The sequence below is a fragment of the Spiribacter halobius genome, from assembly GCF_020883455.1.
In the GTDB taxonomy this organism is placed as follows: Bacteria; Pseudomonadota; Gammaproteobacteria; order Nitrococcales; family Nitrococcaceae; genus Sediminicurvatus; species Sediminicurvatus halobius.
In genome coordinates this window covers 1579814-1593836 of sequence record NZ_CP086615.1, presented here as the reverse complement: position 1 = coordinate 1593836, position 14023 = coordinate 1579814, and the positions used below count along the sequence as shown (strand labels likewise).

General features: G+C 69.1%; 13 protein-coding genes and 1 other RNA gene. 8 read left to right on the top strand and 6 right to left on the bottom strand.

Annotation, left to right across the window (positions count from 1 at the left end):
* Positions 1-327: 327 nt before the first annotated feature.
* A complete protein-coding gene (locus tag LMH63_RS07230; protein ID WP_109676887.1) occupies positions 328-1206 on the top strand; it encodes an NAD(+) kinase in 879 nt (292 codons plus the stop codon).
* Positions 1207-1241: 35 nt separating this feature from the next.
* Positions 1242-2909 carry a DNA repair protein RecN gene (gene recN / locus LMH63_RS07225; RefSeq protein WP_109676889.1) on the top strand — a complete coding sequence of 556 codons (1668 nt, stop codon included), beginning with the start codon at positions 1242-1244 and terminating at the stop codon, positions 2907-2909.
* Positions 2910-2989: 80 nt separating this feature from the next.
* On the opposite strand, the gene fur is transcribed toward recN, so the two are convergent.
* A complete protein-coding gene (gene fur / locus LMH63_RS07220) occupies positions 2990-3454 on the bottom strand; it encodes a ferric iron uptake transcriptional regulator (RefSeq protein ID WP_109676890.1) in 465 nt (154 codons plus the stop codon).
* A 119-nt stretch (positions 3455-3573) separates the two neighbouring features.
* On the opposite strand from fur, the gene LMH63_RS07215 reads away from it, so the two are divergent.
* The gene (locus LMH63_RS07215) at positions 3574-3894 is read left to right on the top strand and encodes an outer membrane protein assembly factor BamE (RefSeq protein WP_158280307.1); all 321 of its coding nucleotides are present in this window, start codon (positions 3574-3576) and stop codon (positions 3892-3894) included.
* Positions 3895-3909: 15 nt separating this feature from the next.
* Here the strand turns inward: LMH63_RS07215 and LMH63_RS07210 are convergent, their stop codons facing one another.
* From LMH63_RS07210 to LMH63_RS07200, 3 genes are read right to left on the bottom strand one after another with little or no spacing between them, the layout of a single operon-like run.
* The gene (locus LMH63_RS07210; protein WP_229332753.1) at positions 3910-4227 is read right to left on the bottom strand and encodes an RnfH family protein; all 318 of its coding nucleotides are present in this window, start codon (positions 4225-4227) and stop codon (positions 3910-3912) included.
* Positions 4205-4642: a type II toxin-antitoxin system RatA family toxin gene (locus tag LMH63_RS07205; protein ID WP_109676896.1), complete on the bottom strand. Its 438-nt coding sequence runs from the start codon at positions 4640-4642 to the stop codon at positions 4205-4207. Before LMH63_RS07205 ends, LMH63_RS07210 begins: the two co-directional genes overlap by 23 nt.
* On the bottom strand, positions 4639-6027 hold the full coding sequence (locus LMH63_RS07200; RefSeq protein WP_229332752.1) for a sodium-dependent transporter: 1389 nt from the start codon (positions 6025-6027) through the stop codon (positions 4639-4641). Before LMH63_RS07200 ends, LMH63_RS07205 begins: the two co-directional genes overlap by 4 nt.
* 96 nt (positions 6028-6123) lie before the next feature.
* On the opposite strand from LMH63_RS07200, the gene smpB reads away from it, so the two are divergent.
* Entirely contained in the window at positions 6124-6624 is a 501-nt protein-coding gene (smpB, locus tag LMH63_RS07195) for an SsrA-binding protein SmpB (protein ID WP_109676900.1), read from the top strand.
* 53 nt (positions 6625-6677) lie between these two features.
* Positions 6678-7033: a transfer-messenger RNA gene (gene ssrA, locus LMH63_RS07190) on the top strand.
* Between the two features lie 92 nt (positions 7034-7125).
* Here the strand turns inward: ssrA and LMH63_RS07185 are convergent.
* Complete coding sequence (locus tag LMH63_RS07185; protein WP_229332751.1) at positions 7126-7713, bottom strand: GNAT family N-acetyltransferase; 588 nt, start codon at positions 7711-7713, stop codon at positions 7126-7128.
* 329 nt (positions 7714-8042) lie between these two features.
* Between LMH63_RS07185 and LMH63_RS07180 the strand changes: the two genes are divergently transcribed.
* Positions 8043-9122, top strand: a complete 1080-nt coding sequence (locus tag LMH63_RS07180) for a ribose-phosphate diphosphokinase (protein ID WP_229332750.1) — start codon at positions 8043-8045, stop codon at positions 9120-9122.
* Here the strand turns inward: LMH63_RS07180 and LMH63_RS07175 are convergent.
* Positions 9079-10143, bottom strand: a complete 1065-nt coding sequence (locus LMH63_RS07175) for a hypothetical protein (protein WP_109676904.1) — start codon at positions 10141-10143, stop codon at positions 9079-9081. The genes LMH63_RS07180 and LMH63_RS07175 overlap by 44 nt on opposite strands.
* Positions 10144-10296: 153 nt before the next feature.
* On the opposite strand from LMH63_RS07175, the gene LMH63_RS07170 reads away from it, so the two are divergent.
* Positions 10297-10962 (top strand): phosphoribosyltransferase, encoded by a 666-nt coding sequence (locus LMH63_RS07170; protein ID WP_109676906.1) that lies wholly within the window; start codon positions 10297-10299, stop codon positions 10960-10962.
* 283 nt (positions 10963-11245) lie between these two features.
* Positions 11246-13984 (top strand): diguanylate cyclase domain-containing protein, encoded by a 2739-nt coding sequence (locus tag LMH63_RS07165; protein WP_158280308.1) that lies wholly within the window; start codon positions 11246-11248, stop codon positions 13982-13984.
* Positions 13985-14023: the final 39 nt, after the last annotated feature.

The following is a 14023-nucleotide window of genomic DNA, read 5'->3' as shown; positions in this document are numbered from 1 at the left end:
GGCCGATTGGCCCCCCACCGGCGAAGTGCTACCGTTGCCGCACATCGCGGCGGGACCTTACTCATCCTAGCGAAAGTATTGTCAGGTCTCAGAGCCCCGGAGCGGGCCGGCGGCAAGGCGCGGGAGCGCCCGCGTGGTGATTCCACGTCAAGCGAGCGCAACGCCGCCGCCGGCCCGCTCCGGGGCTCCCGCAGGGCGGGCCTGTGCGCCGCGGCGGACTGCGTTGCTCGCCGCTTATGTAGCTCGGCTACACTGCGCGCCTCGCGCCTTGCCGCCGCGGCGCACAGGCCCGCTGAGACCTGACAATACTTTCGCTAGGATGAGTGCATGCAGCCCTTCCAGACCATCGCCATTACCGGCAAACCGAGCGATCCGGACGTCAGCGAGACCATCGACCGGCTGATCGCCCATCTGCAGGCAAGCAACCGCCGCGTGCTGCTGGATGCCGACTCGGTGAGCGTGGACCGCCACGGGGACACCCCGCGCATCGGTCGCGATGCCCTGCTGCACGGGGTGGACCTGCTGATCGCCGTCGGCGGCGACGGCACCCTGCTGCGGGCCGCGCGCCTGGTGGCGGATCACGACATCCCCCTGCTCGGCATCAACCGCGGCCGGCTCGGGTTCCTGGTGGACGTCTCGCCCGGGCGGCTGGACGAGATCGACGCCGTCCTCGACGGCGACTATATCGCCGACGACCGGCTCCTGCTCAGCGCCCGGATCTGTCGCGGCGACCAGGTGATCAGCGAAGGCATGGCGCTGAACGAAGTGGTTCTGCACAAGTGGAACACCGCCCGCATGGTCGAGTTCGAGACCTGGATCGACGGCGAGCTCTGCAACCGACACCGCTCCGACGGGCTCATCATCTGCACGCCCACCGGCTCGACGGCCTACGCCATGTCCGGCGGCGGCCCGGTGGTCCACCCCGACCTCGAGGCCGTGGCGCTGGTGCCCATCTGCCCGCACACACTGAGTAACCGCCCCCTGGTGATCAGCGCCGCCAGCACCGTGGAGGTGGTGGTGAACAGCGACTCCATCCAGCAGATCCGGGTAAGCTGCGATAGCCAGGAAGACCTCGGCCTCGTCAACGGGGGGCGTATCGTGGTGACCCGCCGCCAGGCACGGGTGCACCTGGTCCACCCGCCGCGCTACCGGTATTTCGACATCCTCCGCGCCAAGCTGCGCTGGGGGGACGCGACGCCGCCCTGAGCGCGCCGGGCGGCGAACGCGACAGGGAGATCGCCATGCTGCGCCACATCCACATCCGCGACTTCGCCATCATCGACGAGGTGGAGCTCGAGCTCGCGCCGGGCATGACCGTGCTCACCGGCGAAACCGGCGCCGGCAAGTCCATCCTCCTGGACGCCCTCGGCCTCTGCCTGGGGGATCGCGCCGACACCGGCGCCGTGCCGGAGCACGCCCAGCGCAGTGAGATCCACGTCAGCTTCGACGTTTCCGCCAACCCCGGCGCCCGCGACTGGCTCGCCGAGCAGGCACTGGACGCCGAGGACGAGTGCGTCCTGCGCCGCGTGATCCAGCGCGGCGGCCGCTCCCAGTCCTGGATCAACGGCCGGCCGGTGCCGCTGCAGCAGCTGGACGAGCTTGGTGCACGGCTGATCGAGGTACACGGCCAGCACGCCCACCAGTCACTGATGCGCACCGAGGTTCAGCGTGCAACCCTCGACGCCTTCGCCGGCCACGACGGTGCCCTCGCCCGGGTGCGCGAGCTGCACGCGGAGTGGCGCCGCATCGGCGACGAGATTCGCCAGCTCGAGGGCGGCCAGGGCGACTACCAGGACCGGCTGGAGCTGCTGCGTTATCAGGTCGAGGAGCTGGACGCCCTGGGTCTCGATGCCGACGGCATCCGGGAGCTCGAGCAGGAGCAGCGCCGACTCGCCGCCGCCGGCGACATCCTCGCCGCCTGCCAGGCGACTCTGGCCGAGCTCTACGACGAGGAACCCTCCGCCCAGGGGCTGCTCGGTGCCGCCCAGCGACGGCTGGAACCGCTGCTGGATGCAGACCCGGCGCTGCAGGAGGCGCACGATCTCTTCACCAGCGCCCAGGTGCAGCTCCAGGAGGGCTGCCAGGGCCTGCGCCAGTTCGCCGACCATATGGAGATGGACCCGGAGCGCCTGGCCTGGGTCGAGAGCCGGCTTGGCGAGCTCACCGACCTAGCCCGCAAGCATCGGGTGGAGCCGGAGGCGCTTCCCGAGCGCCGTGAGGCCCTGCGCCGGGAGCTGGAAGATCTCGAGAATGCGGAGAGCCGTCTCGCGGAGCTCCACGCCCGCCGGGAGGCCACCGCCGAGGCCTACCGCGAGGCCGCCGCGAGCCTCAGCGAGAGCCGTCGGGCGGCGGCGGACCGCCTCGCCGGCGAGGTGGGCTCACTGATGCGCGAGCTGGGCATGCCCGGTGGCGAGCTCCTGGTCCGCGTCGCCCACGACCCGGACGCCCGCCCCACCAGCCATGGCCTCGACGACGTCCGCTTCGAGATCCGCACCAATCCCGACCAGCGCCCCGGCCCCCTCAGCAAGGTGGCCTCCGGCGGCGAGCTCTCCCGTATCGGGCTGGCGCTGGAGGTGGCCACTGCGCATATCGGCCGCATCCCGAGCCTGGTCTTCGACGAGGCGGACGCCGGCATCGGTGGCGGCGTGGCGGAGGTCGTGGGGCGGAAGCTGCGCGAGCTCGGCCGCCAGCATCAGGTGCTGTGCATCACGCACCTGCCCCAGGTCGCCGCGCAGGCGCATCATCAGCTGCAGGTGGAGAAGCGGGTCACGGAGGGGCGTACCCGCACCGGGGTCCGCCGGCTGGAGGGCGATGCCCGCACCCAGGAGCTCGCGCGCATGCTCGGCGGCGTGGAAATCACCGAGAACACCCTGAACCACGCCCGCGAGATGCTGGAGCGGGCGGGGTAGGAGCGACGCCCCCGCCGCGAATCCCCTGGCTGGCTCGGCGCGGGGTGGCTTGCCCCGGCCGCTGCCGCCCCGCAGGCGACTCAGTGCGCGGCCTGGCACTCGCGGCAGCGGCCGTAGAGGATCAGCGAGTGGTCGGTGAGCTCGAAGCCGGTCTCCGCGGCCACCTGCCGCTGGCGGTTCTCGATGGTGCGATCCTTGAATTCCTGGATGCGACCGCAGCCGATGCAGACCATGTGATCGTGGTGGTCGCCGAGGTTGAGCTCGAAGACCGCCCGGTTGCCCTCGAAGTTGTGGCGGACGACGATCCCGGCCGCCTCGAACTGGGTGAGGACTCGATAGACCGTGGCAAGGCCTATGTCCTCCCCGGCGTCCATGAGCCCGCGATAGACATCCTCTGCCGAGAGATGCCCGTCGCGATTGGCCTCGAGGATCTGCAGGATCTTCACCCGCGGCAGGGTGACCTTCAGACCCGCCTTGCGCAGGTCCCGCGTTTCCGCACTGCTGCTGATGCCCTCGTGCCCACTGCGCGCTACCTGGGTTACCATCCCGCTACCTCCTGATGGCCTCTTGAGCCCCGCCCGTGTTCAGAATGATTCCAGTATACACTCTCATTAGAACGCTTCCAGTATGCATCTCACTGCTGGCCCTGACCGCCTGTGCGAGCTTGGTCGACAGCCTGCCCATCGTGTACAAGCCCCATATCCGCCAGGGCACGGTGATCACGGAGGAAGCGGTGACCCAGCTCGAGCGCGGCATGTCGCCGCGGCAGGTGCGTTTCCTGCTCGGCTCGCCGACCCTGCAGCATCCGTTCGCCGACGAGCGGTGGGATTACGTGCAGCGGGTGGTTCCGCGCAGCGATGACGAGCTGGAACCGGTCTCGCGCCGGCTCACGCTGTACTTCGAGGATGAGGCGCTGGTCGGCGCCCGGGGGGATTTCGTCGCCGCGGACAGCCCGCTGCGCGCGGGCATACCGGCGGACGGCTGACGGCCGGCGCGGCGGTCAGCGCCGGCGGCGCTGGCGGCGGGCCCGCTCCCGGCGCTGTGCCTTGGGGTCCGCCTGCAGGGGGCGGTAGATCTCGATCCGGTCACGATCCCTCACCCGGGTGGTGAGCTCGACCACGTGCCCGTATATGCCCACCGGCTGCGCCCCCAGGTCGATCTCCGGGAAGCGCTCGCGGATGCCCGAGGCGTCGATGGCGCCGGCCACGGTGGTGCCTGCCGGCACCTGCACCGCCACAATCTCCTGGCGCTCGGGCCGCGCATAGGCCACCTCGACGCTCAGGTAGGCGGTGGCCTCACTGCCGGCCATAGAGCTCATGGGCCCGGCGTACGAACGAATCCACCAGAGTCCCCGCCACCTGGGTGAACACCCGGCCAAAGGCCATCGCCAGCAGCCGGTTCGAGAACTCGAACTCCAGATCCAGAGAGACCTTGCACGCGTCGTCGGCCAGGGACTGGAATCGCCAGTAGCCGTCCAGATGCCGGAAAGGCCCCTCCACCAGCCGAATATCGATCATCTTGCCGTACTGGATGCGGTTCTGGGTGGTGAAGGACTTCTCGAACCCGCCTTTCGAGAACAGCAGCTCGGCACGCACCGTGTCCGCGTCCCGGTGGAGCTCGCGGCTGCGCTTCACCCAGGGCAGGAACTGCTCGTAGGAGGCGACATCGTCCACCAGGCGAAACATATCCTCGGCGGAATAGGGCACCAGCGCGGAGCGCGCCACCGTCGTCATAGGCTCTTCCAGTCGGCCAGGGGTCCCAGGAGTCCCGAGGCCTGGAGGAACACCAGCGCCATGGCCACGGGCGTGACGAACCTTATCAGAAGCAGCCACACGGGGTAGAGCGCGGGGCTGCGAAGCTCCAGGCGCCAGGTATCCGCACGCACCACCCAGCCGGCGAACAGCGCCGTCGCCAGGCCCACCGCCGGCAGCAGCACGCCGGTGGTGACCAGGTTGTAGAGCTCGAACAGACCGCCCTGCCCCGTCGCGAGACCGTTGTCCGCGAGGACGTTGAACGAGAGCAGCGGCACCAGCCCCAGGGCCCAGGCCAGCAGGCCGGCGATGCTCCCGGCCTGGGCGCGATCCATGCGCGGGCGCTCCGCCAGACTGGCCACCGCTGGCTCCAGCATGGCGAAGGCCGAGGTCCAGGCCGCCAGCGCCAGCATGGCGAAGAACAGCGTGGCGAGATAACGCCCGCCGGGCAGGCTGCCGAAGGCGAGCGGCAGACTCTGGAACAGCAGCCCCGGGCCGGACTCCGGCGGCAGGCCCGCCTCGAACACCAGCGGGAACACCGCAAGCCCGGCGAGCACCGCCAGCAGCGTATCCAGCACCACCACCGCCAGCGCCGTGGGAATCAGCGCCTGTCCGGCCGAGGCATAGGCGCCGAAGGCCATCAGGGCGCCCATGCCGATGCTGAGGGAAAAGAAGGCATGCCCGAGAGCCGCCAGCAGCGCCTCCGGACCCACCTGCGAGAAATCCGGCCGGAACAGAAACGCCCAGGCCTGCTCGAACCCGGGGCGGCCCCAGGCGAAGGCGACCAGCCCCACCAGAGTCAGCGTCAGCGCGGGGACGAACCAGCGTATCGCGGCCTCGACACCGTCCCGCAGACCGCGCCCCACCACCACCACCGTCACGGCCATGAACACCGTGTGCCAGGCGAGCAGCCGCTCCGGGTCCGCGGTGAGCGCGCGGAACACCTCCGCCGCCTGCAGCGCATCGACCCCGTCGAACACCCCGGAGGCGCTGCGGAAGACGTAGGCCAGCGACCAGCCCCCCACCACGCTGTAGCCGGAGAGCAGCAGCAGGCCCCCGATCACCGCGGCAAGACCGAGGGCACGCCACGACGCCGGCCGCGCCTCCGCCGTCACCAGCCGTCGGATGCTGCCGTACGGACCGCGCCGGCCATGCCGGCCGATGGCGAGCTCCGCGACCATCAGCGGCAGCGCCACCACCAGCACGCAGAAGGCGTACAGCAGCAGAAACGCGCCACCACCGTGCTGCCCGGCCAGGTAGGGGAAGCGCCAGATGTTGCCCAGACCGACGGTGGTGCCCACCAGCGCGAGGAGGAACACGAAACCGCTGGACCACTGGGCACGGCCGGAGCCCGGCTGCCCGATCACGCACGCCCTCCACTGTGGAATGGGCCCCGATTGTCAGGGGCGCTTGTCGCGCCCGCAAGCGCACCGTCATTGGCGGGGCCTCCGGCCGTCGCTAGAATGCGCGCGGTGAGCAAGAAAGCAGGCAAGCAGAAGGGCAACGGCACCGGCGGCGCGAGCATCGCCGTCAACCGCAAGGCCCGGCACGAGTTCTTCATCGAGGATCGGCTCGAGGCGGGCATCGCCCTGCACGGCTGGGAGGTGAAGAGCCTGCGCGCCGGGCGAGTGAATCTCACTGAGGCCTACGTGCTGGTCAAGAACGGCGAGGCGTGGCTCATCGGCTGCAGCATCCCGCCGCTGCCGACGGCCTCCACCCACGTCAGCCCGGACCCCACCCGCACCCGCAAGCTCCTGCTGCACCGTCACGAACTGGCCCGGCTGATCGGCGCCACCGAGCAGAAGGGCTACACGGTGGTGCCCCTTGACCTGCACTGGAAGCGGGGCAACGCCAAGCTCACCATCGGCCTCGCCAAGGGCAAGAAGCAGCACGACAAACGCGCCGCCAAGAAGGACCAGGACTGGCAGCGCGAGAAGGCCCGGCTGCTGAAGCACACGGTCTGAGCTAGCCCCTCGCAGCGGAACGCTACAGCGCCTATACTGTCGGTTCAGCTACCGGGGGCGACATGGCTTCGACGCAGGTCGCGAAACCTCAGGTGCATGCCGAGGACGTCACTCACCTCGTAAAACACGTGGCACAAAAGATAGTTGCCAACGACGACAACTACGCCCTCGCGGCCTAAACAGCCGTGAGCCGCTCGCTCCCGCTCGCCTGTGGGCGGAGTTGAGCGGGCATATCACACAGGCTAGCCCCACGGATTGCCCGGCTCCGTGAGGCGAAACCTAACGGGCTCGCCGACTCCACTCCCTGTCCGTCGGGAGGGAGTTGGTTAAAAACAAAGACGGATCTAAGCATGTAGACCCTGAGGCGGAGGTCCTGCGGACGCGGGTTCGATTCCCGCCGCCTCCACCATCTATCCGGACCCGGCCTCGCGCCGGGTCTTTTTCATTGAGTGCGCTGCTGCCGCTGCGTCGGGCTGGCCATGTGCAGCCCACGGCCTATCACTACTGGCGGACCAGGAGCACCCAGTTGTCCCCGGCACCGTCCCAGTCTTCCTTGACCATGGGGCGGGCGGCGCGTTCGCGGAATCCGGCCTGCTCATACAGGCGGCGTGCGGCCGTGTTGGAATCGGCGACGATGATGCTCAGACCGTCGCGGTCGGCATCGCGGCCGAGCCGGGCCGCGATGTCCAGCAGCGCCGTGGCGTGTCCCTGGCGGCGGAATTCCGGGTAGGTCGCCAGCACGTTGACGTACCAGGTGCGCGGCGCTAGGTCCTCGAGCTGCTGCAGGGGCACGAACATCGGCGGGAGCTCCGAGTAGTCCGTGGACTCGGGCGCATCCGGCAGCGGGTAGCCCACCAGCGAGGCGGCGACGCGGCCGTCGACCTCGCGCAGCACGGTATTGCGCCAGGAAAAGGCACCGGTCTCGCGCCGGGCACGCTGCCGCCCCACCTCCCACGGATCCTGGCCTGGCTCGGCCATGCGGCTCCACAGGTACAGCGGCATGCCCTCGCCCGCCATGTTCACCAGTTCGGCCATGGCAGCGGCGTCGTCCGGGGTCGCCGCGCGGAAACCCTTTGGCAGTTCGCGCATGTTTTCGGGTACCCGAGCGCAAGATTCAATTGTTTCCATGGAAGTATAGCTTCGGTCGAGGTTGTCTCTGCTGTCCCGGTTCATCTGTCCCAGTTCCGCGGGATCGCCGCCGTCGAGCACCAAACCGGTGTCGCGCTCGCGCGCGCGATCCGCGCGTGGGTCTGGTAATCGCGCTTCAACACTTCGCGCCCGGCCTCAGCGCCGCTGGTTATCGGTTCTCGATCTCGGCGATCCCTCTGGGCTGCTGCTGTCTGGCCGCTTCTGGCTCATCGGGCGCGCCGCGCCGTGGCTCAAGCGCAGGCTGGATCGCGGGTTCGTCCGGAGATTCGATGACCCGGTGCAAAGCGCCGGTCAGGGTACGTGAACCGTGGACTGCGGGCGTGTCGATGCCTGACCGCAATCTCCCCGAGTGGACCTATACTCCCGGCATGCAGCTTTTCGCACTCGATTCGCGCCACGGTCTCGGCGAACACATCGCGGCGGTGCTCGGCGTGCCGCTGGCCGAGCATGAGGAACGCCGGTTCGAGGACGGCGAGCACAAGGCGCGCCCGATGGTCGGCGTCCGCGGCGAGGACGTCTACGTAATCGAGAGCCTGTATTCCGATTCGGCGCAGAGTGTGCATGACCGGCTCTGCCGCCTGCTGTTCTTCCTGGGCGCCGTCGTGGAGGGTGGCGCGGCGCGGGTGACGGCGGTCATGCCGTACCTCGCCTATGCCCGCAAGGATCGCCAGACCAAACCCCGCGATCCGGTGACCACCCGTTACATGGCCCAGCTCATCGAGGCCATGGGCGTCGACGCGGTAATGGCGCTGGACGTGCACAACCTGGCGGCATTCCAGAACGCATTCCGCTGTCGCGCCCATGCGCTTGATACGCGCCGGCTGTTCGCGCGCCAGCTGGCCGAGCGACTCGGCGATGAACCGGTCGTCGTGGTCTCGCCGGATCCCGGCGGTGTCAAGCGTGCCCGGCTCTTTCTGGAGATGCTGGAGGCCATCTGCGGGCGGGCGTGCGGGTTCGCTTTCATGGACAAGCGACGCAGCGCCGGCCGGGTCACCGGCGACCTGCTGATCGGCGATGTCAGCGGGGCGCATGTACTGATCGTGGATGACCTGATCAGCACCGGACACACGATGCTGCGCGCCGCCGTGGCTTGTCGCGACCAGGGTGCCGTGAGCGTGCGGGGGCTGGCGGCGCACGGGCTGTTCACGGGTGACGCCGCGTCCGTCGTCGCCGATCGCCGCATCGACGGACTCATGGTGACGGATACGGTGCCGCCGTTTCGCCTGCCCGATGGACCGGTCTCCCGCCGTGTCGAGATCGTCAGCAGTGCCCCCTTGTTCGCGGAGGCGATCCGCCGTTGCCACGTCAACGGGTCGCTGGTCGATCTGCTCGAGGGGCCCGCAGCCTGAGACACGCGGTATCGGCGACCGCGAGATATTCGCGGGCGAGCGGCAGCCACCGTTCGGGCGTCCGCGGATCGGGCTCGAGCAGATGGCGGATGGCCAGGCGTGCCCGCAGGCAGGCGCGCATGACGGTGTAGAAGTCCAGCAGCCGCCCGGGTGGCCGCTCGCCGAGCGCGGCCACACAGCGATCCAGCAACAGGGTACCGATCCAGTGCGCACCGAGGCGTCGGCACTCCAGCGCGAGGTCGGTGATTTCATCGAAGGGATCGACCAGCCGCAGCGCACGGTTGAACTCCAGGCAGTCGATGACCACCGGCGTCGGCTCAAGGCAGACGTGTTCCGCGCGCAGGTCGCCGTGCCCTTCGACGATATGTCCGCCATGCACTCTCGTCGCGAGCAGATCCGTCTCATCGGTGAGAAACCGGTCCATCGTGTCGAGGGCTGCGGCCGCCCGGTCGAGCTCGGGTGCGACGCGGGGGTGCGCCAGGACGTCGCGGTTGAGTCGCTGCTGCTCCCGGAACAGCGCGAGGTGCTCATCCACCGTGAGTGCTGCGGGCGCGCAATCGCGATAAAAGGCCATCAGGCGGCTCGCCAGGGTTTCGATTTCTTCGGGATGGACCCGGTTCTCGATGATGAGCCGGTCGAGCATCCGTTCGTCGGGCAGGCGCCGCATGACCACCAGCCAGTCGATCGACTCGCCGGCGCCGTCGATGGCCAGCTCGCCGCCGGCCCCGACGGTCAGTCGCGCCGTTCCGATATAGACGTCCGGCGCGAGCCGGCGATTGAGCCGCACCTCCTCGCGGGCGTTGCGCTCGCGGGCCTCGGGGGTGGTGAGGTCGAGCCAGCGATCACGGATGGGTTTTTTCAGCTTGTAGACGCGCTCCCTGGTCAGAAACACCCAGGACATCCGCGTTTCGCGCGTCTCCACGTGGCGCACGTCGCCTGGATACGAATTCGGATCGCGCAGAAAAGCCACCCGCTCCGCGGTCGGAATCGTACTCGAAGGTTTGCGCTCGTCCGTGCTCATCAGGATTCGGGACTCGGGGTCGCCTGGTTCGGATGACGCCTATGCTAAGGGCATGGCGCGGGAGGCCGTGAAAAGTATTCATGCGTCTGCCGGGGCCCGCATCAGCAGGCGTTTGCTGTCGCCGGCCGTTGCCGGACTGAAAAGGGTGTTTCCATGGACAGAGGATGGATCTTCACCGACCGCGTCGAGGCGGGCCGCCAACTGGCCCGTGAACTGGCCACGCGTGACTACGTCGATCCGGTCGTCCTCGCGTTGCCGCGCGGTGGCGTACCGGTCGCCGCCGAGATCGCGCGCGCCCTCGCCGCCCCGCTGGATCTCGTGCTGGTCCGCAAGATCGGTGTCCCGTACCAGCCCGAACTGGCGCTGGCGGCCGTGGTCGATGGCGAGCACCCGGAGGTGATCGTCAACACGGATGTCTGGCGCATGGCCGGCGTCAGCGAAGAGGCGTTCAGCCGCCTCCAGGAGCGCGAACTGGCCGAGATCGAGCGCCGCCGCGACCGGTACCTGCAGGGCCGTGACCGCGTCGCGACCACCGGCACTACCGCCATCCTCGTCGATGACGGCATCGCCACCGGGGCGACGGTCCGCGCGGCCGTGCGCGCGCTGCGCCGAAGCAGGCCGGCGCGGCTCGTTCTTGCGGTGCCCGTGGCCCCGGAGGACACGTTGCAGTCGCTCGCGCATGAGGTCGATGAAATCGTCTGCCTTCATACGCCATATCCCTTCCACGCAATCGGTTCTTTCTACCGCGATTTCTCCCAGCTCACGGACCAGCAGGTCGTCGATCTGCTCACGCATGATGGTTCGACGGCCAGTCAGTGATTCGGGATGCGGGGGGGGTCGGTTGACGGGGCATTTCTAGCGTTTAGCACCAGAACCTTTTGATTCAAAAATTTATGTGCTTGCCGCCGCCTCCACCCTCTACCCGGGCCCGGCCTCGCGCCGGGTCTTCTTTTACTGAGCGCGCTGCTGCTGTTGCGTCGGGCTGGCGATGCGCGGCTCACGGCGTAAGCTTGTGGTCAGGGGCAGGGCGGATAAGCAGAACGGTCAAGACGTGACGGTTGGCGCAAGTCGCCTGCTGCCGGCCGGGTGGGGCAGCCGGGTATTGATCACACTCGGCCTTTGCCTGCTCTCGGCCGCGGGCATGGCCATCCGCATCCCGGTTTTCTTCGGGGTGGAGTTCCTGTTCGGGTCCGTTGCCGTCATGCTGGCAGTGCCCGTGGTCGGCGCCGGCGCGCTCGTGGTGGCCCTGGCCGGCGGGCTTGCCACCCTGCCCCTCTGGGGACATCCCTATGCTCTCCTCTCGCTACTCGCCGAGGCGGGCGTGGTGACACTGCTCTACCGCCGCGGCTGGCACAGCGTGCTGATGTCGGATCTGGTCTTCTGGATTGCGGTGGGCGTGCCGCTGGTCCTGGTCTGCTATCGCGGTCTGCTTGGCATGCCATGGGATGCCACCACGCTGCTGGCGCTGAAGCAGCCCCTGAACGGGCTCTTCAACGCCCTGCTGGCGGGTCTGTCGCTGCTGGCCGTGGAGCTCTGGCGGCGTCCGCACGTCCGACGGTTCATGGGGCCGACGCAGCTGCAGGCCGTACTGTTCCACGTGCTCGTGCTGCTGACGCTCGCCGCGGCCTCGCTGCCCACCCTCTACCAGGGTTCCCGCATCCGCTCCCAGGAAGAGACGGCCCTCGCGGCACGCCTCCGGGACCGGGCACAGGAGGTGGCAGCACACGTGGCCACCCGGGAGGTCGCCGGAGAGAAAGAGTGGCTACGCCTGCTTGCCGAGGCACGACTGCGGCCGGACATCGGCCTCGCCGTGCTCGACGGCGAGGGGCGCGTGCTCGCTGCTGACGGTCCGGTGATGGAGCTCGCACGAATGCCGGTTGCGGCGCGGGGGACGGTACCCGGGCTTCTCCACTGGGCCCCCGTGGGCGTGACCAACCCCATGCAACGCTGGAAAGCGGGACGCTACCGCGCGACCGTTCCGGTTCGGGGCAACGGACCGGCGAACAGCGTGGTGTCCGAGCAGGCCGCGGCCGCAGTCGTGCAACGGGTGCAACGCGAGGGCATCCGCCTGTTCGGCATGCTTGCCGGTGTATTCGCCCTCGCCACGCTGCTGGCCCGCCCCCTCAGCCGGCTGCTCACGCAGCCCATCGCCCGCCTGTCCCGGGTGGCCAGCAACAGTACCAATGGCGTGATCATCACCGATCCGCTGGGGCGCACCGAGTGGGTGAACGACGGCTTCACGCGGCTTACCGGCTATCCGCTCGAGGCGATGCTTGGCCGCAAGCCGGGCGAGGTGCTGTGCGGCTCCGACTCCGATCGGAACACCGGCGCCCGCATGGCCGCGGCCGTGGCAGAGGGGCGAGGCTTCGAGGCCGAGCTGGTCAACTATCGTCGCGACGGCGCCAGCTACTGGGTACACATCAACTGCAGCCCACTGCACAACGAGCGCGGCGCCCTTGAGGGGTTCATCGCCATCGAGACGGACGTTACCCAGCGCAAGGCCTTCGAGGATGAGCTGAGGCAGGAGCGCGAGCGCTTCGCCAACATCATCTGGGGCACCGGCGCGGGCACCTGGGAGTGGAACGTGCAGACCGGCGAGGTGCGCCTGAACGAGCGCTGGGCCTCCATCATCGGCTACACCCTGGAAGAGCTCGCCCCGATCAGCATCGACACCTGGATCCGCCATACGCACCCGGAGGACCTTGCTCGCAGCGAGGACGCGCTGCAGCGCCACTTCGCCGGCGAGACCGATGCCTACGAGAGCGAGGTCCGCATGCGCCACCGCGATGGCCACTGGGTGTGGATCCTGGATCGCGGCCGGCTGATCAGCCGCACCGACGACGGCCGCCCGCAGTGGATCTTCGGCACGCATCTGGAGATCACCGCCCGCAAGGAGGCCCAGCTGCAGGTGGACGAGCTGCTGGCGCGGCTGCAGCAGATGGTGGCCAAGGTGCCAGGCGTGGTCTACCAGTATCGGCAGTGGCCCGACGGGCGCTTCGCGTTTCCCTACGTCAGCGAGGGCGTGCGGGAGCTCTACGGCCTCACGCCCCGGGACATTATCGAGGAGCCGTCCCGCGCCTTCGAGCTGATCCACCCCGAGGATCGCGAGCGCGTGGCCGCCGGCATTCAGGCCTCGTTCGAGCAGGTCATGCCCTGGAACGAGCAGTACCGCGCGTTGCTGCCCGATGGGCGAACGCTCTGGCTCGAGGGCCATGCCGACCCCGAGCGCATGGCCGACGGCAGCGTGCTCTGGCACGGCTACATCCGCGACGTGACCGCGTTCAAGGAGACCGAGCGGCATCTGCACCACATCGCCCACTACGACAGCCTCACGGGGCTCCCGAACCGGGCCCTGCTCGCGGATCGGCTGGAGCGGGAGCGCGCCCTGGCGCGGCGCCAGGGCAGTCTGGTGGCGGTGGTGTACCTCGACCTGAACGGCTTCAAGCCGGTGAATGACACCTACGGCCATGCCACCGGCGATGCCCTGCTGCGGGAGCTCGCGGACGTCATGCGGCGCAACCTGCGGGAAACCGACACCGCCGCCCGCGTCGGCGGGGACGAGTTCGTGGTGCTCCTGGGCAACCTGGCCGACCAGGCGGCCGCGCTGGAATCCCTGGAGCGCCTGCTGGCGGCGCTGGCCGAGCCGCTGGCCGTGGATGGGCTCTCCCTGCGCGTTACCGCCAGCGCTGGCGTGAGCTTCTACCCACAGCCGGAGCCGGTGGATGGTGAAACGCTGATCCACCAGGCCGATCAGGCGATGTATCAGGCCAAGCACACGGGCCGGGGCGGCTACCGGGTGTACCGGCCGCCGGGCGGAGACGCCGGAACGGCGCCATGGTGACCCGCCCCGCCCATCGCCCCACCCCTTTCCCCGACCCTC